General features: G+C 66.0%; 22 protein-coding genes. 19 read left to right on the top strand and 3 right to left on the bottom strand.

Annotated features, from left to right (window positions below; translation table 11 throughout):
- The first annotated feature begins 34 nt into the window (after positions 1–34).
- The 4 genes from ffh to ACZ60G_RS29630 all read left to right on the top strand — a co-directional run bounded on the left by ffh (position 35) and on the right by ACZ60G_RS29630 (position 4831).
- Positions 35–1588 carry a signal recognition particle protein gene (gene ffh / locus ACZ60G_RS29645; RefSeq protein WP_465814077.1) on the top strand — a complete coding sequence of 518 codons (1554 nt, stop codon included), beginning with the start codon at positions 35–37 and terminating at the stop codon, positions 1586–1588.
- A gap of 160 nt (positions 1589–1748) precedes the next feature.
- Complete coding sequence (locus ACZ60G_RS29640) at positions 1749–2843, top strand: metal-dependent hydrolase family protein (RefSeq protein ID WP_465814075.1); 1095 nt, start codon at positions 1749–1751, stop codon at positions 2841–2843.
- A gap of 126 nt (positions 2844–2969) precedes the next feature.
- The gene (locus ACZ60G_RS29635; protein ID WP_465814073.1) at positions 2970–3953 is read left to right on the top strand and encodes an LLM class F420-dependent oxidoreductase; all 984 of its coding nucleotides are present in this window, start codon (positions 2970–2972) and stop codon (positions 3951–3953) included.
- A gap of 299 nt (positions 3954–4252) precedes the next feature.
- Positions 4253–4831 (top strand): Uma2 family endonuclease, encoded by a 579-nt coding sequence (locus ACZ60G_RS29630; RefSeq protein ID WP_465814072.1) that lies wholly within the window; start codon positions 4253–4255, stop codon positions 4829–4831.
- Between the two features lie 59 nt (positions 4832–4890).
- On the opposite strand, the gene ACZ60G_RS29625 is transcribed toward ACZ60G_RS29630, so the two are convergent.
- Positions 4891–5049 (bottom strand): hypothetical protein, encoded by a 159-nt coding sequence (locus ACZ60G_RS29625; RefSeq protein ID WP_465814070.1) that lies wholly within the window; start codon positions 5047–5049, stop codon positions 4891–4893.
- Positions 5050–5274: 225 nt separating this feature from the next.
- On the opposite strand from ACZ60G_RS29625, the gene rpsP reads away from it, so the two are divergent.
- The 5 genes from rpsP (at position 5275) to ACZ60G_RS29600 (ending at position 7605) form a co-directional block, all read left to right on the top strand.
- On the top strand, positions 5275–5700 hold the full coding sequence (gene rpsP / locus ACZ60G_RS29620; RefSeq protein ID WP_063045795.1) for a 30S ribosomal protein S16: 426 nt from the start codon (positions 5275–5277) through the stop codon (positions 5698–5700).
- 82 nt (positions 5701–5782) lie between these two features.
- Positions 5783–6025 (top strand): RNA-binding protein, encoded by a 243-nt coding sequence (locus ACZ60G_RS29615; RefSeq protein WP_040693288.1) that lies wholly within the window; start codon positions 5783–5785, stop codon positions 6023–6025.
- Complete coding sequence (gene rimM, locus ACZ60G_RS29610; RefSeq protein WP_465814068.1) at positions 6025–6546, top strand: ribosome maturation factor RimM; 522 nt, start codon at positions 6025–6027, stop codon at positions 6544–6546. The genes ACZ60G_RS29615 and rimM overlap by 1 nt, the downstream gene beginning before the upstream one ends.
- A gap of 33 nt (positions 6547–6579) precedes the next feature.
- Entirely contained in the window at positions 6580–7260 is a 681-nt protein-coding gene (trmD, locus tag ACZ60G_RS29605) for a tRNA (guanosine(37)-N1)-methyltransferase TrmD (protein ID WP_465814066.1), read from the top strand.
- A 75-nt stretch (positions 7261–7335) separates the two neighbouring features.
- Positions 7336–7605 carry a hypothetical protein gene (locus ACZ60G_RS29600; protein WP_465814064.1) on the top strand — a complete coding sequence of 90 codons (270 nt, stop codon included), beginning with the start codon at positions 7336–7338 and terminating at the stop codon, positions 7603–7605.
- 90 nt (positions 7606–7695) lie between these two features.
- Here the strand turns inward: ACZ60G_RS29600 and ACZ60G_RS29595 are convergent, their stop codons facing one another.
- A complete protein-coding gene (locus ACZ60G_RS29595; protein ID WP_465814062.1) occupies positions 7696–8550 on the bottom strand; it encodes a helix-turn-helix transcriptional regulator in 855 nt (284 codons plus the stop codon).
- 95 nt (positions 8551–8645) lie between these two features.
- Between ACZ60G_RS29595 and ACZ60G_RS29590 the strand changes: the two genes are divergently transcribed.
- From ACZ60G_RS29590 to ACZ60G_RS29575, 4 genes are all read left to right on the top strand, one after another.
- Positions 8646–10454 (top strand): AMP-binding protein, encoded by a 1809-nt coding sequence (locus tag ACZ60G_RS29590; protein ID WP_465814060.1) that lies wholly within the window; start codon positions 8646–8648, stop codon positions 10452–10454.
- Positions 10454–12088, top strand: coding sequence for an AMP-binding protein (locus tag ACZ60G_RS29585; protein WP_465814058.1), 1635 nt, complete (start codon positions 10454–10456; stop codon positions 12086–12088). Before ACZ60G_RS29590 ends, ACZ60G_RS29585 begins: the two co-directional genes overlap by 1 nt.
- Before the next feature lie 264 nt (positions 12089–12352).
- The gene (locus ACZ60G_RS29580) at positions 12353–14764 is read left to right on the top strand and encodes a Tex family protein (RefSeq protein ID WP_465814183.1); all 2412 of its coding nucleotides are present in this window, start codon (positions 12353–12355) and stop codon (positions 14762–14764) included.
- Positions 14765–14794: 30 nt separating this feature from the next.
- Positions 14795–15664: a hypothetical protein gene (locus tag ACZ60G_RS29575; RefSeq protein WP_465814057.1), complete on the top strand. Its 870-nt coding sequence runs from the start codon at positions 14795–14797 to the stop codon at positions 15662–15664.
- Positions 15665–15751: 87 nt separating this feature from the next.
- On the opposite strand, the gene ACZ60G_RS29570 is transcribed toward ACZ60G_RS29575, so the two are convergent.
- Complete coding sequence (locus ACZ60G_RS29570) at positions 15752–16624, bottom strand: sigma-70 family RNA polymerase sigma factor (protein ID WP_465814055.1); 873 nt, start codon at positions 16622–16624, stop codon at positions 15752–15754.
- A 95-nt stretch (positions 16625–16719) separates the two neighbouring features.
- Between ACZ60G_RS29570 and ACZ60G_RS29565 the strand changes: the two genes are divergently transcribed.
- From ACZ60G_RS29565 to ACZ60G_RS29540, 6 genes are all read left to right on the top strand, one after another.
- Positions 16720–17097: a DoxX family protein gene (locus ACZ60G_RS29565; RefSeq protein ID WP_465814053.1), complete on the top strand. Its 378-nt coding sequence runs from the start codon at positions 16720–16722 to the stop codon at positions 17095–17097.
- 17 nt (positions 17098–17114) lie between these two features.
- Positions 17115–18254 carry a serine hydrolase domain-containing protein gene (locus ACZ60G_RS29560; protein ID WP_465814051.1) on the top strand — a complete coding sequence of 380 codons (1140 nt, stop codon included), beginning with the start codon at positions 17115–17117 and terminating at the stop codon, positions 18252–18254.
- A 158-nt stretch (positions 18255–18412) separates the two neighbouring features.
- Positions 18413–18754 (top strand): 50S ribosomal protein L19, encoded by a 342-nt coding sequence (rplS, locus tag ACZ60G_RS29555; RefSeq protein WP_011210681.1) that lies wholly within the window; start codon positions 18413–18415, stop codon positions 18752–18754.
- A gap of 107 nt (positions 18755–18861) precedes the next feature.
- Positions 18862–19605, top strand: a complete 744-nt coding sequence (lepB, locus tag ACZ60G_RS29550) for a signal peptidase I (RefSeq protein WP_465814182.1) — start codon at positions 18862–18864, stop codon at positions 19603–19605.
- Positions 19606–19648: 43 nt separating this feature from the next.
- Complete coding sequence (locus ACZ60G_RS29545) at positions 19649–20437, top strand: ribonuclease HII (RefSeq protein WP_465814049.1); 789 nt, start codon at positions 19649–19651, stop codon at positions 20435–20437.
- A 46-nt stretch (positions 20438–20483) separates the two neighbouring features.
- Complete coding sequence (locus ACZ60G_RS29540) at positions 20484–20789, top strand: DUF2469 domain-containing protein (RefSeq protein WP_011210678.1); 306 nt, start codon at positions 20484–20486, stop codon at positions 20787–20789.
- Positions 20790–20906: the final 117 nt, after the last annotated feature.

The following is a 20906-nucleotide window of genomic DNA, read 5'->3' as shown; positions in this document are numbered from 1 at the left end:
CAAGTGACGTCCCACGAGATCAGGAGCGCGATCGGTGTTCGAATCCCTGTCCGACCGGCTTACCGGTGCCCTCAAGGATCTTCGCGGTAAGGGGCGTCTGTCACCGGCCGACATCGACGCCACCTGTCGCGAGATCCGCCTCGCCCTGCTCGAAGCCGACGTCGCGCTGCCCGTGGTGCGCGGTTTCATCGCCAAGATCAAGGAGCGGGCCAAGGGCGCGGAGGTCTCCGCCGCCCTCAATCCGGCCCAGCAGGTCGTCAAGATCGTCAACGAGGAACTCGTCGGAATCCTCGGTGGCGAAACCCGCAGGCTGACCCTCGCCAAGAACCCGCCGACGGTGATCATGCTCGCCGGTCTGCAGGGTTCCGGTAAGACCACCCTGGCGGGCAAGCTCGCGAAATGGCTCAGGGGACAGGGACATCAGCCGCTGCTGGTGGCCTGTGACCTGCAGCGCCCCGGCGCGGTCACCCAGCTCCAGGTGGTCGGTGAGCGCGCGGGTGCGCCCGTCTTCGCGCCGCATCCCGGCACCTCCATCGGCGGCGGCGAGAATCCGCTGGGCATCTCGGCGGCAGATCCGGTCGCGGTGGCCGAGGCCGGTGTCGCCGAGGCGCGCAGCAAGCAGTACGACGTGGTCATCGTCGATACCGCCGGTCGTCTCGGTATCGACGCCGAGTTGATGGCGCAGGCCGCTGGCATCCGCGATGCCGTGAAGCCCGACGAGACGCTGTTCGTACTCGACGCGATGATCGGTCAGGACGCCGTCAACACCGCGGAGTCCTTCCGCGACGGCGTCGGCTTCACCGGTGTCGTACTCACCAAGCTCGACGGTGACGCCCGCGGTGGTGCCGCGCTGTCGGTCCGCAATGTGACCGGTGCGCCGATCATGTTCGCCTCCACCGGTGAGAAGCTCGAGGACTTCGACGTCTTCCACCCGGACCGGATGGCCTCGCGCATCCTCGGCATGGGTGACGTGCTGAGCCTGATCGAGCAGGCCGAACAGGTCTACGACCAGCAGCAGGCCGAAGAAGCCGCCCGCAAGATCGGCAGCGGCGAGATGACGCTCGAGGACTTCCTCGATCAGATGCTCGCGATCCGCAAGATGGGCCCCATCGGCAACCTGCTCGGCATGCTGCCCGGTGCGGGCCAGATGAAGGATGTGCTGGCCCAGGTCGACGATAAGCAGCTCGACCGGGTGCAGGCGATCATCCGCGGTATGACCCCGGCCGAGCGCGCGAACCCGAAGATCATCAACGCATCTCGCCGCCTGCGCATCGCCAACGGTTCCGGCGTGCAGGTCTCCGAGGTCAACCAACTCGTCGACCGCTTCTTCGAGGCCAAGAAGATGATGGCCATGATGGGCCGCCAAATGGGGCTGCCCGGCTCGCGACGGGCCAACGCGAAGAAGGGCAAGAAGGGTAAGAAGGGTGGCCGCGGGCCGACACCGCCGAAGGTGCGCGGCGGGTTCCCCGGCATGCCCGGAATGCCCGCAGGGATGCCGGATCTGTCCGGAATGCCCGCCGGACTGGACCAGCTGCCGCCTGGGCTCGAGGGTTTCGACCTGTCGAAGCTGAACTTCCCCAAGAAGTAGGCGGCTCCGCCTTCCGCAACGCCGTTGCGGCGCAAGGTAACGGCCAGCCCGCCATGCTCGGCTGACGAACGTCGGCTGGGAGCGCTGCCGCATGCGGGCGGGGTGACCGTCAAAGGGGTGGGCAGTAGGTTAGGTGCCGACGACGGTCGAGGAGGTTGGTGTGCATCTGCGGGGTGTGGTTCTCCCTGATGACGAGGTGCGTGACCTGTGGGTGCGGGATGGGCTGGTGTCGTTCGAGCCCGTCGCGGGGGCCGAAACACTGTGCGGCACAGGGTGGATCGTGCCCGGACTCGTCGATGCGCACTGCCACGTCGGCATCCGGTACGGCGGAGGCCACGAGGATCGCGAGGGCGCGATCGCTCAGGCCGAGACCGAGCGGGACGCGGGTGCGCTGCTGCTGCGCGATGCTGGGTCACCGATCGATACGCATTTCATCGATGAGCACGAGGAACTGCCGCGGATCATTCGCGCGGGCCGCCATATCGCCCGACCGCGGCGGTATATCCGGGAACTCGGCATCGAACTCGACGACGAGCGCGATCTGCCGGAGATCGTCGCCGAACAGGCTCGGTTCGGCGACGGCTGGGTGAAGATCGTCGGCGACTGGATCGACCGGTCGGCGGGCGATCTGCGGCCGCTGTGGAGCGACTCGATCCTGAAGGAGGCGATCGACGCCGCGCACGCCAACGGCGCGCGGGTGACGGCACACGTCTTCGGCGAGGACGCCCTGCCCGGCCTGATCAACGCGGGCATCGACTGCCTCGAACACGGTACCGGCCTCACCGACGACACCATCGAGTTGATGGTCGAACGGGGCACCGCGCTGGTCCCGACGCTGATCAATATCGATACTTTCCCCGGAATCGCCGACAGCGCAGGCAAATTCCCCATCTATGCCGCACATATGCGCGATCTGCACGCGCGCGTCCGGCGCACCGTCGCCAATGCGCACGATGCGGGCGTTCCGATTTTCGCGGGCACCGATGCGGGTGGCTCCATCCGCCACGGCCGCATTGCCGACGAAATCGCCGCCCTGTCCGGGGCGGGCCTGTCGAACCACGACGCCCTCGGCGCTGCCTCCTGGAACGCCCGCACTTGGCTCGGCCGACCGGGCATCGAGGCCGGTGCGCCAGCGGATCTCGTTGTCTACCAGGAAGATCCGCGCATCAACCCGGCCGCCCTCAACGACCCCCAGTACGTCATCCTGCGTGGCCGCCTCGTCAAAACCCACAATCCGGTCACCGGCCACCGCTGACCCACCACACCGCGCGCGGGCTGTAGCTTGTGCGAGGTTGTCAGCCGCTGTACGACAGACTCTCAGGTCAGCGGGTTTATGTGGCCAAGATCGGGAAGGCGGGTGGGGCGCGCGTAGGGTCGGGTTATGACCATTCGCCTCGGTTATCAGATGCCCAACTTCAGTTATGGCCAGCCCGTCAGCGAACTCTTTCCGACCGTGGTCGCGCAGGCCAGGGAGGCCGAAGCCGCCGGTTTCGACACGGTCTTCGTCATGGATCACTTCTACCAGCTGCCCGGTCTCGGCGAGCCGAGTGAGCCGATGCTCGAGGCCTACACCGCACTGTCCGGAATCGCTGCGTCCACCGAACGAATTCAGTTGTCGGCGTTGGTAACCGGCAACAACTACCGCAATCCCGCCCTGCTCGCCAAGACCGTCACCACCCTGGATCTGGTGAGCGGCGGACGGGCGGTACTCGGCATCGGAGCCGGCTGGTTCGAGCTCGAACACCAGTCCTACGGGTTCGAATTCGGCACCTTCACCGAACGATTCCAGCGGCTCGACGAGGCGCTGCGGATCATCACCCCGATGCTGCGCGGTGAACACTCGACCTTCGACGGCAAGTGGTATCACACCGAGAACGCCATGAACGAGCCGCGGCTGCGCAATGACCTGCCCATTCTGCTCGGCGGCGGCGGCGAGAAGAAGACCTTCGCGCTGGCCGCCCGCTTCGCCGACCACATCAACATCATCTGCAATGCCTCCGAACTGCCGCGCAAAATCGAGGCACTGCACCAGCGCGGTGCCGAAATCGACCGTGACCCAGAGACTTTGGAGGTCAGCTACCTCTGTTTCCTGATGATCGATGAAGACGGCGACCGTGCACGCAAACAACAGCACGATCTTCTGCGCGGCATCGGCGTCGACCTGTCCACCATCTCGGAGGACGAGCGCAAGCAAACCATCGCCGACCGCCAATTCGTCGGCAGCCCAGCCGAAGTCGCCGAGCAACTGCAGACCAAGGTGCTCGACCAGGGTGTGCAGGGTCTCATCGTCAACATGGTGACGAACGGCCACGAGCCGGGCGCCGTGGATCTTGCCGGACGCACCCTCGCCCCGCTGGTCCGCTGAGCCGGTTTGACCTGAGCACCCATTCCTTGGCCGAGTAATGGGCCGCTCTGGTGAAGGCCTACCGCGGCAGATCACTCTTCGCCCGCTCGGCTGGCGAATCTAGTGGGCAGCCCCTTCATGTCGACTACCGCAGTCGCCGACACCCTGCCCCTGAATCAGCTGGTACCGCATCGTCTGGTCGATGCTGTGACATCTCCAGCGGTGACAATGGTCAGGTTACGATGGAAACTCGAGTTTGCATGCCAGACAAAATCGCATGGTGATGCTCGCAGGCGACGGAGATCGGACGGGACATGACGATGAGCGCCGACGTTGCGATGATTCATCCCTTGGGCCCAACGACTGCGGAAGACTGGCTGGCCGAAGAGCAGCCGTCCGATGGATCTCGAATCGAACTCATCCTGGGGTACCTCTACATGACGCCAGCACCCGGCGGTCCGCATCAGTATGCGTCGTTGGAGTTGGCGATTCTGTTGCGCGACGCGCTACGGGCCGCGGGACGGAGCGATTTGAATGTACTGCCGGCGGTAGCTGTGCGGATCAGCACAGCTTTCCGAACCGGGGTCATTCCCGATATCGCTGTAGTGAATGTCGACATCAACCACACCAGCTTCGCGCCCGACGACCTCGTGCTGGCCGTCGAGGTGTGGTCTCCGGGCAGTACCCGCGAGGAGCGCGATACAAAGATCGCCGCATACGCGGCCGCGCGTGTCCCGTACCTGTGGGTTGTCGAGTTGCCCGAGGACAAGCCGGCACGTTTCTGGGGCTATCGGCTCGGTGAGAGCGGATACCGTCAGGAGGTATACGTCGCGGCGGGCGAGACGGCAGTGGCCCCGGGACCTGTTCCGATCACAGTCAACACGGCGGATCTGCGCTGACCGAGAGCCGTAACTTCCGGTCCGGCGTCGTACTGCTGCGCTATCGAACCGTGTAACCCTCAGCTGAGCAGGTTCGCGATCCCGCTGATCACGCCGCGTATACCGCCGACAGCGGCCTGCATGAGGTCGGGTTCCAGGACCGCGAAACCGCCGATTTCGGCGGCGGCCTCGGCAACCTCGCCCCGCGCGCGCCGACGGCGCCTTCTGAAGATCCTCATGGTGTAGTTATCCGTGCCGGGCGGTCGTTCGTTTACCGACGACGCGATTTCAGGAGCGGGGGACCGGTCTGGCAGAATGGACCACCGTCCTTCCTGGACAAGTGTCAGCCCGTCTCCGGTTACGTACCGCGCGGCGGTCACACACTCCAAGCGCAAAACCGGGCTCGCAGACCGTGCGGGTCGCTGAATTGCGCCGTGACCAACCACTGAAAGGCAGATCAGCACATGGCTGTTCGTATCAAGCTCACCCGTCTCGGCAAGATCCGCAACCCGCAGTACCGCGTGGTCATCGCGGACGCTCGCACCCGTCGTGACGGCCGCGCCATCGAGAACGTCGGCAAGTACCACCCGAAGGAAGAGCCCTCGCTGATCGAGATCAACTCCGAGCGGGTGCAGTACTGGCTGGGTGTCGGCGCGCAGCCGACCGAGGCCGTGCAGCGCCTGCTGGAGATCACCGGCGACTGGCAGAAGTTCAAGGGCCTGCCGGGCGCCGAGGGCACCCTGAAGGTGAAGCCCGCGAAGCCGTCCAAGCTGGACCTGTTCAACGCCGCGCTGGCCGCCGCCGACAACGAGCCGGTCGCCGAGGCCGTCACCCCCAAGAAGAAGGCCGCCAAGAAGGACGAGGCCGCCGAGACCGAGGCTGCCGAGTAACCGTGAGCGAGCGCAGCGAGCGAACCATAGGCACAGCGCCAACGGCGATCATGACGGAGCCGAGCGCTAGCGAGGCGCAGTCATGAGCGCCGTCGTCGCCGATGCCGTGGAACACCTGGTTCGCGGCATTGTCGCGAATCCGGATGATGTCCGGGTCGAGCTGATCACCGGCCGCCGCGGACGCACCGTAGAGGTGCACGTCAACCCCGATGATCTGGGCAAGGTGATCGGTCGCGGTGGTCGTACCGCGACCGCGCTGCGCACCCTCGTCGCCGGGATCGGCGGTCGGGGTATCCGGGTCGACGTGGTCGATACCGACGCTTGATGGAACTCGTCGTAGGCCGGGTCGCCAAATCGCACGGTGTGCGCGGCGAGTTGGTTGTCGAGGTACGTACCGACGATCCCGATGCGCGGTTCGCACCCGGTGTGCGGCTGCGCGGGCGGGCGCGATCCAAAGAAGTTCGTGAATTCACCGTGAAGTCGGCCCGAGAGCATTCGGGCCGGCTTCTCGTGCAGCTCGTCGGGGTCAGCGACCGTACCGCCGCCGATGCACTGCGCGGCACGCTGTTCGTGGTGGAGAGTGCGGAGCTGCCGCCGTCGGAGGATCCGGACGAGTTCTACGACCACGAGTTGGAGGGACTGACCGTCCAACTCACCGATGGCACTGTGGTCGGCAAAGTCACCGAGGTGCTGCATTCGGCTGCGGGAGAACTGCTTTCGGTGCGCGCCGCCGATGACGGCAGGGAGATCCTGATCCCGTTCGTCACCGCGATCGTGCCGACGGTGTCGCTGGCCGATCAACTGGTCGTCATCGATCCGCCCGAGGGTCTGCTCGATCCGGAGTAGCGGATCGCCGGTCCACCGGGAACAGAGGACAGCATGAAACTCGATGTCGTCACAATTTTTCCGGAGTATCTGGAGCCGCTGCGAACGGCGTTGCTGGGCAAGGCCATCGACAAGGGCCTGATCTCCCTCGACGTGCACGATCTGCGTCGCTGGACGCACGACGTGCACAAGTCCGTCGACGATTCGCCCTACGGCGGTGGGCCGGGCATGGTCATGAAGCCGACCGTCTGGGGTGACGCCCTCGACGAGGTATGCCCCGACGACGCCCTGCTCGTGGTGCCGACCCCCGCCGGAGTGCCCTTCACTCAAGCCACCGCGCAACGCTGGGCGAGCGAGAAGCACCTCGTATTCGCTTGCGGCCGTTACGAAGGCATCGATCAACGCGTCTTCGACGATGCCGCCCGCCGGGTTCGTGTCGAAGAGGTCAGCATCGGCGACTACGTTCTGATCGGTGGCGAAGCCGCAGTCCTCGTGATGGCCGAGGCTGTGGTCCGCCTACTCCCTGGCGTTCTCGGCAATCAGCAGTCCCACCAAGAGGATTCGTTCTCCGACGGACTGCTCGAAGGGCCGAGCTATACGCGCCCCGTCTCCTGGCGCGGCCTCGAAGTGCCGCCGATTCTGCTCTCCGGTGATCACGCCAAGGTCGCCGCGTGGCGACGCGAACAGTCACTTGCCCGGACGCGCGAACGGCGTCCGGATCTGCTCGAGGAATAAAACCACAGACTCGACGCCCTATCGAATGTATCGTTAATTAACGGCACATTAATCAACGGTGAACGGTAGGTGGCTATGGTGACAGTGGCTCGCTTCGGGACAGTGCGTCGGGCGGTGGTCTCCACTCTGATCGGTGGCGCGATGATCGTCTTATCGGATCTGGCCGCGCCCGAACTGGTCGAAGTCAGACTCGCCGCCGATCGGGACACCCATGAGCCCGATGCTGGCCGTAGCCGCAACAGCGCAGGTCAGCGCGGCCGTAGCAGTAACCACGGGCAATACAAAGGCCGGAACGAGCGCCCTTGCCAGTACACCCCCGAAGGCGTCTGCACCGGCGGCCGCTGACGGTCATTGTGCCGCGCATGAATTCGCACGCCGCGCATCGGATCGTCCGAGATTCTTTTCGCGGCGTGCGAATGCGTGCGCGGGAGTTGGTCAGGGCAGCAGACCGAAGCGCCGAGCGGTGACAACGGCCTCGTGGCGGGAATGTGCGTCGAGTTTGGTCATCGCGTTGCGTAGATAGCTCTTGACCGTCTCCGGTCCGAGCGAAAGGCGTTGGGCAGCTTCGTGATTGGTGCAGCCGAGCGCGATCTGGGACAGCACGTCGAGTTCCCGTCGGGACAGGCGCGGGGCGTCCGCGGGTGGATCCCCGACCAGGACTCGGGTGAGGCGTTCACACACCGAGTGCAGGCGTTCGCGTAGGCGTTCGTCCTCGGCCGAGCGCGCCGCGCCGCGAAGTTCGGCATTGATCTCGCGGAGTTCCTCGGCGACGGCGGGTGCGGTCTCGGGCGCGGGAGTCGTCATTTCCAGCAGGCGCAGGCGGCGGTCCACCTCGTCGCGGACGGTGATTTCGGTGGCCAGGCGTCGGCTGGCCGCGACGACCAGATCGGCGATGCGGTCGCCGAGCGGTGTGCCGCCGCGGTTGGCGGCGTAGAGCACCGCGCGGGAGCGATCGTCGACCACCACGGGCACCGCGAGCACCGAGCGGATGCGTTCGCCGGAGACCGGACCGTCGTAGTGATGGGTGATCTCGGAGGCATTGCGGTAGTCGGCGACCGAGGCGGGCCGGCGCATATCCATCACCCGGCCGCCCAGCCCGGAGGTGCGCAGCACGGTCAGTCCGCGCAGGCCATTGGTGACGGTGCCGACGAATTCGGTGAGCAGCAGCGCATCATCGTGCACCTCGCCCCCGAAAACGACCGGCACGCCGGCCTTGTTCGCCACCCAGCGGATCTCGGCGCGCAGCGCATCGCCGTCGCGCGGCCGCAGCAGCGCGGTGGTGTGGGTCAAAAGACTCACCCCTTTTCGGGGGTAGTGCCGAACGTGATGTGACCCACATCCTATTGGAGACGAGGTGGCCTGGATCACCGATGAGGAGAGGCGAGATGACCGCGGACCTGAACGCGCGCGTGCGCGAGCTACTGGAGACCTACGACGGACCCGACGTCAGCGCAGCGGATCTGCTGTGCGACCGGCACCCCGCCGACCGCACCGCGTTCACCATCGTCGACCCCGACCTGACCTCGACCAACCTCACCTACGGCGAGCTGCGCGAGCGCTCCCAGCGCTTCGCCGTCGCCCTCGCCGACCTCGGTGTCGAACCCGGCGACCGCGTAGCCACCCTGATGTCGAAATCCGCCGACCTGGTGGTCGCACTGCTGGGCATCTGGCGTCGCGGCGCGGTCCACGTCCCGCTCTTCACCGCATTCGCCCCACCCGCCATCGCCTTCCGGCTCGAGGCGAGCGGCACGACGATCGTCATCGCCGACGCGGATCAGGCGACAAAGTTGGTGCCGGGCGACGACATTCCGGCCGATCCGCCCTGGCGCGTCATCATTGCCGGGAACGGCCGGGCAGTCGCTGACAGTCCCGCGGCCGATGCGACCAATGCGCAGGGCGGTGGCGATGCGCGAGCGACCGGAGATGCCGCCGAGCACGTGCATCACTCCGTCGATCGGCCGGAGGCGGACAATCCGATAATCGCTGGGTCCATCGGGGCACACGATCCGACGGTCGCAGAGCTCGCGGCTGAGGCGCCGCTGCGGCTTGCGGATCTGCTTGCCGCTTATTCCGCCGACGACCCGCGCGCGGCCGCTGTGGTGGTCGGCGGGGATGGGCTGCTGGTGCAGCTGTTCACCAGCGGCACGACGGGCACTCCGAAGGGCGTGCCGATTCCGGTGCGGGCACTCGCGGCATTCCATGCGTACCAAGAGTTTTCGTTGGACGTGCGCGCGGACGACGTCTACTGGAATGCGGCGGATCCGGGTTGGGCGTACGGGCTGTACTGGGCGATTCTGAGCCCGCTGGCCTCCGGTATCCGCAGCCTGCTGCTGCATGCCGCCTTCTCCGCGCCGCTGACCTGGCAGGTGCTCGACGGCTTCGGCGTCACCAACTTCACCGCCGCGCCGACGGTCTACCGCGCATTGCGTGCCGATAGTGCTGCCGCCCCAACGGATCTCCGGTTGCGGCGCGCCTCGTCCGCAGGCGAACCGCTGACCCCGGATGTGGTGACGTGGTCGGTCGAAACACTCGGCGTCGCGGTGCGCGACCACTACGGGCAGACCGAGCACGGCATGCTCATCTGCAATTCCTGGCACGATGCGCTGCGGGTGGACGCACCCGCGGGCTCGATGGGCCGGACGATGCCGGGTTGGCATTGCGCGGTGCTCGCAGACGACGCCGACGTCGAAGCTCCGGTGGGCGAACTGGGCCGAGTCGCCATCGATACCCGACGCAGCCCGCTGCTGTGGTTCCTCGGCTACCTCGACGCCCCGGAACGCACCGCCCAGCGCTATACCGCCGACGGCCGCTGGTATCTGACCGGGGACGCCGGATCCCAGGATGCGGACGGATTCTTCCACTTCTCGGCCCGCGACGACGATGTGATCATCATGGCCGGATACCGCATCGGCCCGTTCGAGGTCGAGAGCGTGCTGGTGCTGGATGAGCGGGTGGTCGAGGCCGCGGTGGTCGGCATGCCCGACGAATTGCGCGGTGAAGTGCTCGAGGCATTCGTGGTGCTGCGCAACGGTTTCGAAGGGAATGCCGAACTCGAGGCCGAATTGCAGACCCTGGTGAAACGCAAGTTCGCCGCGCACGCCTATCCACGCAAGGTGCATTTCGTGGACGCGCTGCCCAAGACGCCCAGCGGCAAGGTGCAGCGGTTCATCCTGCGGCAGCAGGGGGTTCGGTGATGTCGGCACTGGCGAGTTACACATCCGGCACGGCGGAAACCCCGCTGCTCGGGGACACCATCGGCGATGACTTCGATCGCATGGCCGCCGCCTATGCGGACCGAGAAGCCCTGGTGGACTGTCCATCCGGTCGCCGCTGGACCTATCGCGAACTCGCGACCGCGATCGACGCACTGGCCACCGGATTGGCCGAACGCGGTATCGCCAAGGGCGACCGGGTCGGCATCTGGGCCCCGAACTGCGCGGAATGGTTCCTCACCCAGTACGCGACCGCGAAACTCGGTGCGATCCTGGTCAATATCAATCCGGCCTACCGCACCAGCGAACTGGAATATGTGCTGCGCCAAGCCGGTGTGCGCATGCTGATCGCCGCGCCGGAATTCAAGACCTCCAACTACGTCGCCATGATCGAGCAGGTCCGGCCGAATTGTCCTGGCCTGGAACAAGTGCTGGTACTCGGAACTCCCGAATGGGATGCGGTGGCGCAGTCCGATGTCGACGGCGAACGACTCGCGAAGATCGCCGCGACGTTGTCCATGGACGACCCGATCAACATCCAGTACACCTCCGGCACAACGGGTTTTCCCAAGGGTGCGACGTTGAGCCACCACAACATCCTCAACAACGGCTACTTCGTCGGCGAACTCTGTGGCTATACCGAACAGGACCGGATCTGCGTGCCGGTGCCCTTCTACCACTGCTTCGGCATGGTCATGGGCAACCTGGCGAGCACCAGTCACGGTGCGGCCGTGGTGATTCCGGCACCCGCCTTCGATCCGGTCGCAACCCTGGATGCGGTCGCCGCGGAGCGGTGCACCTCGCTCTACGGCGTGCCGACGATGTTCATCGCTGTACTCGCGGAACTGGATTCGGGCAAACACGTCGACCTTTCCAGCTTGCGCACCGGCATCATGGCCGGATCGCCATGCCCGGTCGAGGTGATGAAGCGGGTGATCGATCGCATGGGCATGAGCGAGGTGTGCATCTGCTATGGCATGACCGAAACCTCTCCGGTATCGACCCAGACCCGTCGCGACGACGGCATCGACCGCCGCACTGCGACCGTCGGCCGGGTCGGCCCACACCTGGAGGTAAAAATCGTCGATCCCGCAACAGGTTTGACTGTGCCGCGCGGCGAACCCGGCGAGCTGTGCACCCGCGGCTATTCGGTCATGCTCGGCTACTGGTCCGAACCCGAGAAGACCGCCGAGGCCATCGATGCCGCCCGCTGGATGCACACCGGCGATATCGGCGTCATGGACGACGACGGGTATCTCGCGATCACCGGCCGGATCAAGGACATGGTGATCCGCGGCGGCGAGAACATCTACCCGCGCGAGATCGAGGAATTCCTCTACACCCACCCGGACATCCTCGATGCCCAGGTGATCGGCGTCCCCGACCCGAAATACGGTGAGGAGCTGATGGCCTGGATCCGAATGAAGGACGGCACAACACCATTGGATGCCGACGCGATCCGCGCCTTCTGCACCGGCAAGCTCGCCCATTTCAAGATCCCGCGCTACGTGCACATCGTCGAAGAATTCCCGATGACGGTTACCGGGAAGATCCGCAAGGCCGAAATGCGTGAGCTGGCTGCAAAACTGCTCGCATCTTCGAACCGCGACGACTGATTTCGTGAGCACATGGGTAACTCGTCGGGAACGTCCAAAACTCTGCCGACAACTCGACTGCTGGCCCGCGACGAAAGTCTTCGAGCACCCACGACCGGCAAAAGACCCGGGGAGGCGGGGAGCGCGAGTTGTGCAGTCCTTACCCGACCTTCCGGACCAGCACTGACACCGTGCAATCAACGCATCACCATGCCGGTTTACCTGGGCGTGGGCCGTTTGTCAGGGGACAACGGTAGTGTCTCGGGCGTGACGACAGCGCCCGAGATCGCCAGTTCAGCGACGAACACCGACACGACCGCCGCCGCACCGGCCGCGACCACAGCTCTGGCCAGCGTGGGCCGGCGCATCGCCGATGAGCTCGGCGTGCGCGAGACCCAGGTCCGGGCCGCCGTCGAGCTGCTGGATGCGGGTTCGACGGTGCCCTTCATCGCGCGGTACCGAAAAGAGGTCACCGGTGGCCTCGACGACGCCCAGCTCCGCCAGCTCGACGAGCGCCTGACCTACCTGCGCGAACTCGACGAGCGTCGCGGCGCGATCATCGAATCCATCAAGGGCCAGGGCAAACTCGACGACGCGCTGCTCGGGCAGCTGATGATGGCCGAGACCAAGGCCCGCCTCGAGGACATCTATCTGCCGTACAAGCCGAAGCGGCGCACCAAGGCGCAGATCGCGCGCGAGGCCGGTCACGAGCCCGTCGCCGATGCGTTGATCGGCGATCCGTCCACCGATCCCGCGCAGTACACCGCCGAGCAGCTCGACGGCGCCCGCGCCATCCTGGTCGAGCGTTTCGCGGAGGACGCCGACCTGGTCGGCGAGCTGCGTGAGCTGATGTGGAACCGCGGCCAGGTCAGCTCGAGCGTGCGGCCGGGCAAGGAGGAGGCGGGCGCGAAGTTCGCCGATTACTTCGAATTCAGCGAGCCGTTCGGCAAGCTGCCCTCGCACCGGATCCTCGCGTTGCTGCGCGGTGAGAAGGAAGAGATTTTGCAGCTGCAGCTCGAACCCGACACCGAGGAGTTGGCGCCGGGCGAGCGGTCGGTCTACGAGGGCCGCATCGCGGTGAAGTTCGATATCGCCGACCGTGGCCGGGCGGCCGACACCTGGCTGCTGGATACGGTGCGCTGGGCGTGGCGCACGAAACTGCAAGTGAGTCTTGGTATCGACACCCGCATGCGCCTGCGTCAGGCCGCCGAGAAGGACGCCGTCGACATCTTCGCCGCGAATCTGCGTGACCTGCTGCTGGCCGCGCCCGCGGGTACCCGCACCACCATGGGCCTGGATCCGGGCTACCGCACCGGTGTGAAGGTCGCCGTCGTCGACGCCACCGGCAAGGCCGTCGCGACCGAGGTCATCTACCCGCACAAGCCGCAGGGCCAGACCGAGAAGTCTCTGGCCGTACTCGGCGCGCTGGTCGCCCGGTTCGGCGTCGAGCTCATCGCCATCGGCAACGGCACCGCTTCGCGCGAGACCGATGCCCTTGCCGCCGAGCTGATTTCGCGGATTCCGGAGAACAAGCCGACCAAGATCGTGGTCTCCGAGGCGGGCGCGTCGGTGTACTCCGCATCGGCCTACGCCTCGCAGGAACTACCGGATATGGACGTCTCGCTGCGCGGTGCGGTATCCATCGCCCGTCGTTTGCAGGACCCGCTGGCCGAGTTGGTGAAGATCGACCCGAAGTCCATCGGCGTCGGTCAGTACCAGCACGATGTCTCCGAAACTCTGCTGGCGCGCTCGTTGGGTGCGGTGGTCGAGGATGCGGTGAACGCGGTCGGTGTCGATGTGAATACCGCATCGGTGCCGCTGCTGTCGCGGGTATCCGGTGTTGCCAATTCGATCGCCGAAAGCATTGTGGCCCACCGTGATCAGCACGGTCCCTTCCGCAGCCGCACCGCGCTGCTCAATGTGCCGCGCCTGGGCCCCAAGGCCTTCGAACAGTGCGCGGGCTTCCTGCGCATCCGCGGCGGCGATGATCCGCTCGACACCTCCGCCGTGCACCCCGAGGCGTACCCGGTGGTGCGGCGCATCCTGGAATCGACCGGACGCGGCATGGCGGAACTGATCGGCAACACCACGGCGTTGCGTTCGTTGCGGCCCGCCGAGTTCACCGATGAGAAATTCGGTATCCCCACCGTCACAGACATCATCTCCGAACTCGAGAAGCCGGGTCGCGACCCGCGTCCGGAATTCAAGACCGCCGAATTCGCGGCGGGCGTGGAGAAGGTCGCGGATCTGCAGCCGGGCATGGTGCTCGAGGGTGTGGTGACCAATGTGGCCGCATTCGGTGCATTCGTCGATATCGGCGTGCACCAGGACGGACTCGTGCACGTCTCGGCCATGTCGCACAACTTTGTCAAGGATCCGCGCGAGGTCGTGAAGTCCGGCGATGTCGTCAAGGTGAAGGTGCTCGAGGTCGACGTCGCACGCCAGCGCATCGGGCTGTCGCTGCGGCTGGACGATGAGCCGGGTCCGGCGACCAAGGGCGACGGCGGTCGCGGCCGTGGTCAAGGCGGTCGCGGCGGACAGGATCGCGGCGGGCAGCGGCAGAATGGACAGGGTAAGCAACAGGGCCAGGGTCGACAGCAGAATCAGGGCCGCAACCAGGGCAACCAGCGGCGCAACGCTCCCGCACCGAGCGGTTCGATGGCGGATGCGCTGCGGCGGGCCGGTTTCGGGCAGTAGGGCGATACGGGCGGAGGTTTGCAGGCGGCCATGCGACGGTGGCTCGAAGACGATGTGATCGGGCACGGCCGCCTTCCGCTGCTGTGCTTCCTCCTCGGGTTCATCGTCGGCTTCCTGCTGATCCGGCTCAGCGTCCGGTTGATCCGCAAGCAGGTCCGCTGGTGGCCGGGCAATGTGCGCTCCGGCGGTGTGCACATCCACCACATGGTGTTCGGGGTCATCCTGGTGCTGCTGTCCGGCATCGGGATGGTCACCATGTACCAGAGCGCCACCACACTCACCGCGAGCCTGCTCGCCGCCGTCTTCGGTGTCGGCGCGGCCCTGACCCTCGACGAATTCGCGCTGATCTTCTACCTGCGCGACGTGTACTGGGAGGAACAGGGCCGCACCTCGGTCGACGCGGTCTTCGTCGCGCTCGCGGTGACCGGACTGCTGCTACTCGGATTCCACCCGCTGTGGCTATTGGACATCAACGACTTCCGCCGCGACCCCAGCACCGAAGTCCGCATCTTCATCGTCTGTTTCGCTGTGGTGAATCTGGGCCTGGCGGCAGTTGTCATCGCCAAGGGCAAGATCTGGACCGGCCTGTTCGGGATGTTCTTCCTGCCCCTACTCGTGGTCGGCGCATTCCGCCTGAGCAGACCGGGCGCACCGTGGGCTCGCTGGCGCTACCCAGGCAGGCGACGACTCATGTATCGGGCGATAGTCCGTGAACGTCGCTATAGACGCCCGGTGATCCGCGCCAAGATATTCGTACAAGACCTGGTCGCCGGAAAACCCGACGTCGTCCACGTGCGCGAGGCCGCGGAGGCCGAATTGGCCCGCACCGTCGTCCCCGCACCCCCCGCCCCCACCCATTGGCACCTGCCCTCAGTGTCCGACCACTCCCTTCGAGATTGATCCGCGCCTCCCAGCGCAACTACAGCCCCACGAGAATGCTCTGGTGGAGGGGTGCTCTCGACGTTTGCCTCAACCGTTGCATGGTGATCAAGCGCCCAAGACTGCGTGTGGGATGCGGACGGAGTCCGAGAGCAGGTCGATGGCGGTGATTTTGTCGTCGACGATGGTGAAGGCGATCAGGGAGACTGTCTTGCCCCTGGCGGTGTTGAGTAGGCCGGGCGCGCCGTTGACGAGGACATGTTGCGAGGCAAAGGCATTGGCGGCGCGCTGGAAGGCATCGAGTTGACCGGCCACCGTCGCGGCACCGCGCAGTACGCGCATGCCGCCGGGGAAGCGGGCTCCGGCGTCGGCGCGCAACACCACATCGGGGTCGAGAATGGCCAGCAGTGCGTCGAATTCACCGCCGCGGGCGGCCGCGAGGAAGGCTTCGACCACGCGGCGTTGACGCGGTAGATCCCGGTCGGGTTGCGGCGCTTGCCCCTGGACCCGGCGGCGGGCGCGGCTGGCCATCATCTTCGCCGCGGCCGCGGATCTGCCGATGATCGGGCCGATCTGGTCGAACGGCACCACGAACATATCGTGCAGCACGAAGGTCACGCGCTCTGCGGGATTCAGTGAGTCCAGCACGATCAGCAACGCCAGCCCGACCGAATCCGCGAGTACCGCTTGCTGTTCCGGCTGCGTTGCGTCATCGGCGGTGACGATCGGGTCGGGCAGATAGGCTTCCTCGCGGCGGGACTTGCGCGACCGCAACGTATCCAGGCACACCCGCCCCACGGTCGTGGTCAGCCAGCCGCCGAGATTGTCGATTTCGGCGGGGTCGACCCGGGACAGCCGTAACCAGGCCTCCTGTACCGCATCATCGGCCTCGCTCAGCGAACCGAGCATGCGATAGGCCACGGCGGCCAAGTGCGCCCGATGCGCCACGAATCGGTCTGCCAAAGAATCGTTTTCGCCCACAGGGACCTCCTCGAGGTTGCTCGAAGAGATGACGGCGCCGAGGCCGTGAGTGTGACAAGCCGTTACCTTGCCGGGTCGCCATCCGTCACACAGATATGAACCTACGAAAAACCGCCCGCTTGGCCTACCTCGGCGCCACCGGAATCCTGCTGACCGAAACCGTCGTCGGGTCCTACTGGGATCTCGCGCGAATCTCCTACGTACGCGAAGTTTTCCGACGACTCGAATACCCGATGTACTTCGCCACCATCATGGGCGTCGCCAAGGCAGCCGCGGTCGCCGCGATCGTGACGCCGGGCTTCCCGCGGGCCGAGGAATGGGCGTACGCGGGCCTGACCTTCGTCTACGGCGGCGCGGCCGCCTCCCATATCGCCGTCGGTGACGAGCCGAAGGCCTGGCTCGGACCACTGGGTTTCGCCGGGCTCACCCTCGCGTCGTGGGTCCTGCGCCCGACCAGGCCACTCGCGGTCTGACGGGAGTGGAATCGATCATGGACAACGAGATAAACGGCACGGTCGCACCGGGATTCGATTGGGTGCGCGAGGAATTCGCCGCAGTGGTCGCCGAGGAGAACGGTGAATCCGGCGCCCAGCTCGCCGCGTTCGTCCACGGTGAGCAGGTGGTCGACCTGTGGGCCGGTCCGCAAGTCACCGGCGACACTCTGACAGGGCTGCTGTCTTCGACGAAGGGCGCATCCTCGCTGGTCGTCGCGCTGCTGCTGCAAGAGGGCTGGCTCGACCTCGATCGCACCGTCGCCGACTATTGGCCGGAATTCGGCGCGGCTGGGAAATCCGCCATCACCCTGCGACAGGTGTTGACCAACCGCGCGGGCGTCATCGGCGTCGACGGCGGTTTCACCATTGCCGAACTCGCCGACGACCGGCGCATCGCCGAGCGAGTCGCGGCGCAGTGGCCCTACATCCGGCCGAATTCGGCGCAGGCCTACGGCGGCTTCGTCACCTTCGCGATCATCGGTGAGGTGGTGCGTCGTGCTGCCGGCGGTTCGATTCAGGAACTGTTCGAAGAACGCGTCCGAGCTCCCTATGGGCTGGATGTCTACCTCGGCTTACCCGCCGCGCTGGAGGATCGCTATCGACCGATCCTGCCGTGGCTGGCCCCACCGGAGATGCAGGCCGCATTCGAAGCGAATTCACCTGGTCCGCACAGTATTCCGGGCATCGCCTACAACCTGCACGCCGCCGGCTTCACCCCCGTCGACGTCCTGACCCTGCCGAACGATCCGGGCGTACGCGCACTGGGCCAAGGTTCGGCGGGAGGAGTCGGCAGCGCTCGCGGACTTGCGGCCATGTACGCCGCCGCGATCTCCGGACACGCTCCGCTGTTGAAGCCCGACACGCTCGCGGCGGTGACCGCCATCCACAGCACCGATCCGGATCTCGTGCGCGGCGACCGTGCGCCCTATGCGCTCGGCTTCGAGGCCAAGGGTCTGTACTACCCGTTCCTGAGCGCGAACGCCTTCGGTCACACCGGCGCCGCGGGCAGCGATGGCTTCGCGGATCCGCGGAGTGGGTTGGCCTATGGCTACACTCGGCGGCGCGCGGCCTTTGGGTTCAGCGCACTGGAGAACGACCGCTTGGCGGCCGCCGTGCACTGCGCGGCCACCCGGTGAGGCTGGCCCGATTTTTCCGCGACCCGCCGATCTGGCACAATGCATAGGTTGCCCTGGGTGCATTCGGCCCACGGAGCACCCCTTATTCGGAGCATGAACCGGTCGAGCACGCGAGTGCCGCCAGGGTCCTCTGCTCGCGCAAACATCAGAAGGATGAAATGAACACCCTTGACTTCGTCGACGAAAAGTCGCTGCGCAGCGACGTCCCCGACTTCCGTCCGGGCGACACGCTCAACGTGCACGTGAAGGTCATCGAAGGCTCGAAGGAGCGCATCCAGGTCTTCAAGGGCGTCGTGATCCGGCGTCAGGGCGGTGGCATCCGCGAGACCTTCACCGTCCGCAAGGTGTCGTTCGGTGTCGGTGTGGAGCGCACCTTCCCGGTGCACAGCCCGAACATCGACCACATCGATGTCGTGACCCGCGGTGACGTCCGCCGTGCCAAGCTGTACTACCTGCGCGATCTGCGCGGCAAGGCCGCCAAGATCAAGGAAAAGCGCTGAGCTACTAGCGGCACCGCTCGGCACGAATGTTCTTCAGCTAGCCCGGCACCGGACGTCAGTCTTGGTGCCGGGCTAATCTGTTCGGCGTGGCAGACGAAAGTGGGTCGATGACGGTGTCCGATTCGGACGACGAGGGCAAGAGCCGCCGCTCACGGCGCTCGAAGCGCAAGCAGCGCCCCTTCTGGCAGGAACTGCCGGTTCTCATTGTCATCGCCGCGGTCATCGCGGCACTCATGGTCAGTTTTGTCGGGCGGCCGTACGTCATTCCGTCCCAGTCGATGGAAGACACGCTGCTCATCGGCGACCGCATCTACGTGGAGAAGCCGAGCTACTACTGGAGCGAGCCGCAGCCCGGTGACGTCGTCGTGTTCGTCGGCCCACCGTCCTGGAATACCCGCTACCAGTCGATCCGGTCCAGCAATGTCGCGGTGCGCGGCGTGCAGAACTTCTTCTCCTTCTTCGGGCTCGTGCCACCGGATGAGAACGACCTGGTGAAGCGGGTGATCGCCGTCGGCGGCCAGACCGTGCAGTGCTGTGACGCGCAGGGGCGGGTCATGGTGGACGGGAAGCCGTTGGACGAGCCATACGTCCTGAACGACTACCCGTGGTACCCGGGTCAGCAGAATGCGACCTACCCGGCGGGCCGGGTATTCGGCCCGGTCAAGGTGCCCGAGGGCAACCTGTGGGTGATGGGCGACAACCGCAACCAGTCCGCCGACTCACGCGCCCACGTCAGCGATAACCTGCAGGGCACCGTCCCGATCGACAATGTGCGCGGCAAGACGGTCTTCAAGATCTGGCCGCCCAGCCGGATCGGTCCGGTGAAAGCACAGGATCCCCAGACGAACTGATTGTTGCGGGCCGCAGGATAATTGGATGGTGGGGCAGGGTCGAGTGGCTAGGGCTGATGGCGCGACTCCGGGCAACGGGTGGCCGCCGCGTGTAGTCATGCGCCGAGCCGGTGGGTTGCGCACCCTGGAGGCGGCGCTGATTCGCAGCGGACTCGGCCCGGTCGCCGGGGTCGACGAAGCCGGGCGCGGACCGTGTGCGGGGCCGCTGGTAGTTGCCGCCTGCCTGCTCGCTCCCAAGGCCTACGACAGGCTGGCCGGACTCGACGATTCCAAGAAGCTCACCGAACCCGTGCGCGAGCAGCTGTACCCGATCATCACCCGGTTGGCGCTGGCCTGGAAGGTGGTTGTCATTCCGGCCTGGGAGATCGACTCGATCGGCATCCACGTCGCCAATATCGAGGGCATGCGCCGCGCGGTCGCCGGGCTCGGACAGACACCGGGGTATGTGCTGACCGACGGATTCCGGGTGCCCGGAATTCCGGTGCCGTCGCTGCCCGTCATCGGCGGTGACGCGGCCGCCGCCTGCATCGCCGCCGCGAGCATCCTGGCCAAGGTGACCAGGGATCGGATGATGGTCGAGCTGGACGAGCGGTTCCCCGGCTACGGATTCGCCGCGCACAAGGGCTACAACACGCCCGAGCACACGGCCGCGTTGGAACGGCTCGGACCGAGCAGTGAGCACCGCCGATCCTGGCGCAATGTGCGCTCGGCAGCGGGGTTGCGGCCGGTAGCCGCGGCGGAGTACGCCGACGCGGAACTGGCCGATGAGGTTTTGCTGGAGGGCGTCGAACCGGATAGCCGAGTGGCTACCGACGCGGCGCATGCGCGATGATGATTACAGCAGACGCAGTGCGGCGAGAAGGAGGACGTCCCACCCGATGAGTGCCGAGGACCTGGAGAAATACGAAACCGAGATGGAGCTCTCGCTATACCGGGAGTACAAGGACATCGTCGGTCAGTTCTCGTACGTGGTGGAGACCGAGCGCCGCTTCTATCTGGCCAACTCCGTCGAATTGCGGCCGCAGAACGCCGACGGCGAGGTGTACTTCGAGGTGCGCATGAGCGATGCGTGGGTGTGGGATATGTACCGACCCGCGCGCTTCGTGAAGCATGTTCGGGTGATCACGTTCAAGGACGTGAATATCGAGGAGCTGGAGAAGCCGGATCTGCGGTTACCCGAGTAGGCGCTCTGATCAACGCGGACCGCGGTCGCGTTGGTGCTGATCCGCCGCCCGCCCAATAGCATTGGGCACCGACAACCAGACGGAGTACGGGGGTCGGATGCCCGGGTTGTCCACAGC

The organism is Nocardia sp. NPDC102475 (assembly GCF_055584605.1).
The sequence above is the reverse complement of the archived record's forward strand: the minus strand, read 5'-3'. Positions and strand labels throughout refer to the sequence as shown.

Bases quoted from the DNA above. Each gene is read 5' to 3' on its own strand.
- ACZ60G_RS29635 (WP_465814073.1), top strand. From the start codon at position 2,970: ATGACCATTCGCCTCGGTTATCAGATGCCCAACTTCAGTTATGGCCAG.
- ACZ60G_RS29630 (WP_465814072.1), top strand. From the start codon at position 4,253: ATGAGCGCCGACGTTGCGATGATTCATCCCTTGGGCCCAACGACTGCG.
- ACZ60G_RS29625 (WP_465814070.1), bottom strand. From the start codon at position 5,049: ATGAGGATCTTCAGAAGGCGCCGTCGGCGCGCGCGGGGCGAGGTTGCC.
- rpsP (WP_063045795.1), top strand. From the start codon at position 5,275: ATGGCTGTTCGTATCAAGCTCACCCGTCTCGGCAAGATCCGCAACCCG.
- ACZ60G_RS29615 (WP_040693288.1), top strand. From the start codon at position 5,783: ATGAGCGCCGTCGTCGCCGATGCCGTGGAACACCTGGTTCGCGGCATT.
- rimM (WP_465814068.1), top strand. From the start codon at position 6,025: ATGGAACTCGTCGTAGGCCGGGTCGCCAAATCGCACGGTGTGCGCGGC.
- trmD (WP_465814066.1), top strand. From the start codon at position 6,580: ATGAAACTCGATGTCGTCACAATTTTTCCGGAGTATCTGGAGCCGCTG.
- ACZ60G_RS29600 (WP_465814064.1), top strand. From the start codon at position 7,336: ATGGTGACAGTGGCTCGCTTCGGGACAGTGCGTCGGGCGGTGGTCTCC.
- ACZ60G_RS29590 (WP_465814060.1), top strand. From the start codon at position 8,646: ATGACCGCGGACCTGAACGCGCGCGTGCGCGAGCTACTGGAGACCTAC.
- ACZ60G_RS29585 (WP_465814058.1), top strand. From the start codon at position 10,454: ATGTCGGCACTGGCGAGTTACACATCCGGCACGGCGGAAACCCCGCTG.
- ACZ60G_RS29575 (WP_465814057.1), top strand. From the start codon at position 14,795: ATGCGACGGTGGCTCGAAGACGATGTGATCGGGCACGGCCGCCTTCCG.
- ACZ60G_RS29565 (WP_465814053.1), top strand. From the start codon at position 16,720: ATGAACCTACGAAAAACCGCCCGCTTGGCCTACCTCGGCGCCACCGGA.
- ACZ60G_RS29560 (WP_465814051.1), top strand. From the start codon at position 17,115: ATGGACAACGAGATAAACGGCACGGTCGCACCGGGATTCGATTGGGTG.
- rplS (WP_011210681.1), top strand. From the start codon at position 18,413: ATGAACACCCTTGACTTCGTCGACGAAAAGTCGCTGCGCAGCGACGTC.
- lepB (WP_465814182.1), top strand. From the start codon at position 18,862: ATGACGGTGTCCGATTCGGACGACGAGGGCAAGAGCCGCCGCTCACGG.
- ACZ60G_RS29540 (WP_011210678.1), top strand. From the start codon at position 20,484: ATGAGTGCCGAGGACCTGGAGAAATACGAAACCGAGATGGAGCTCTCG.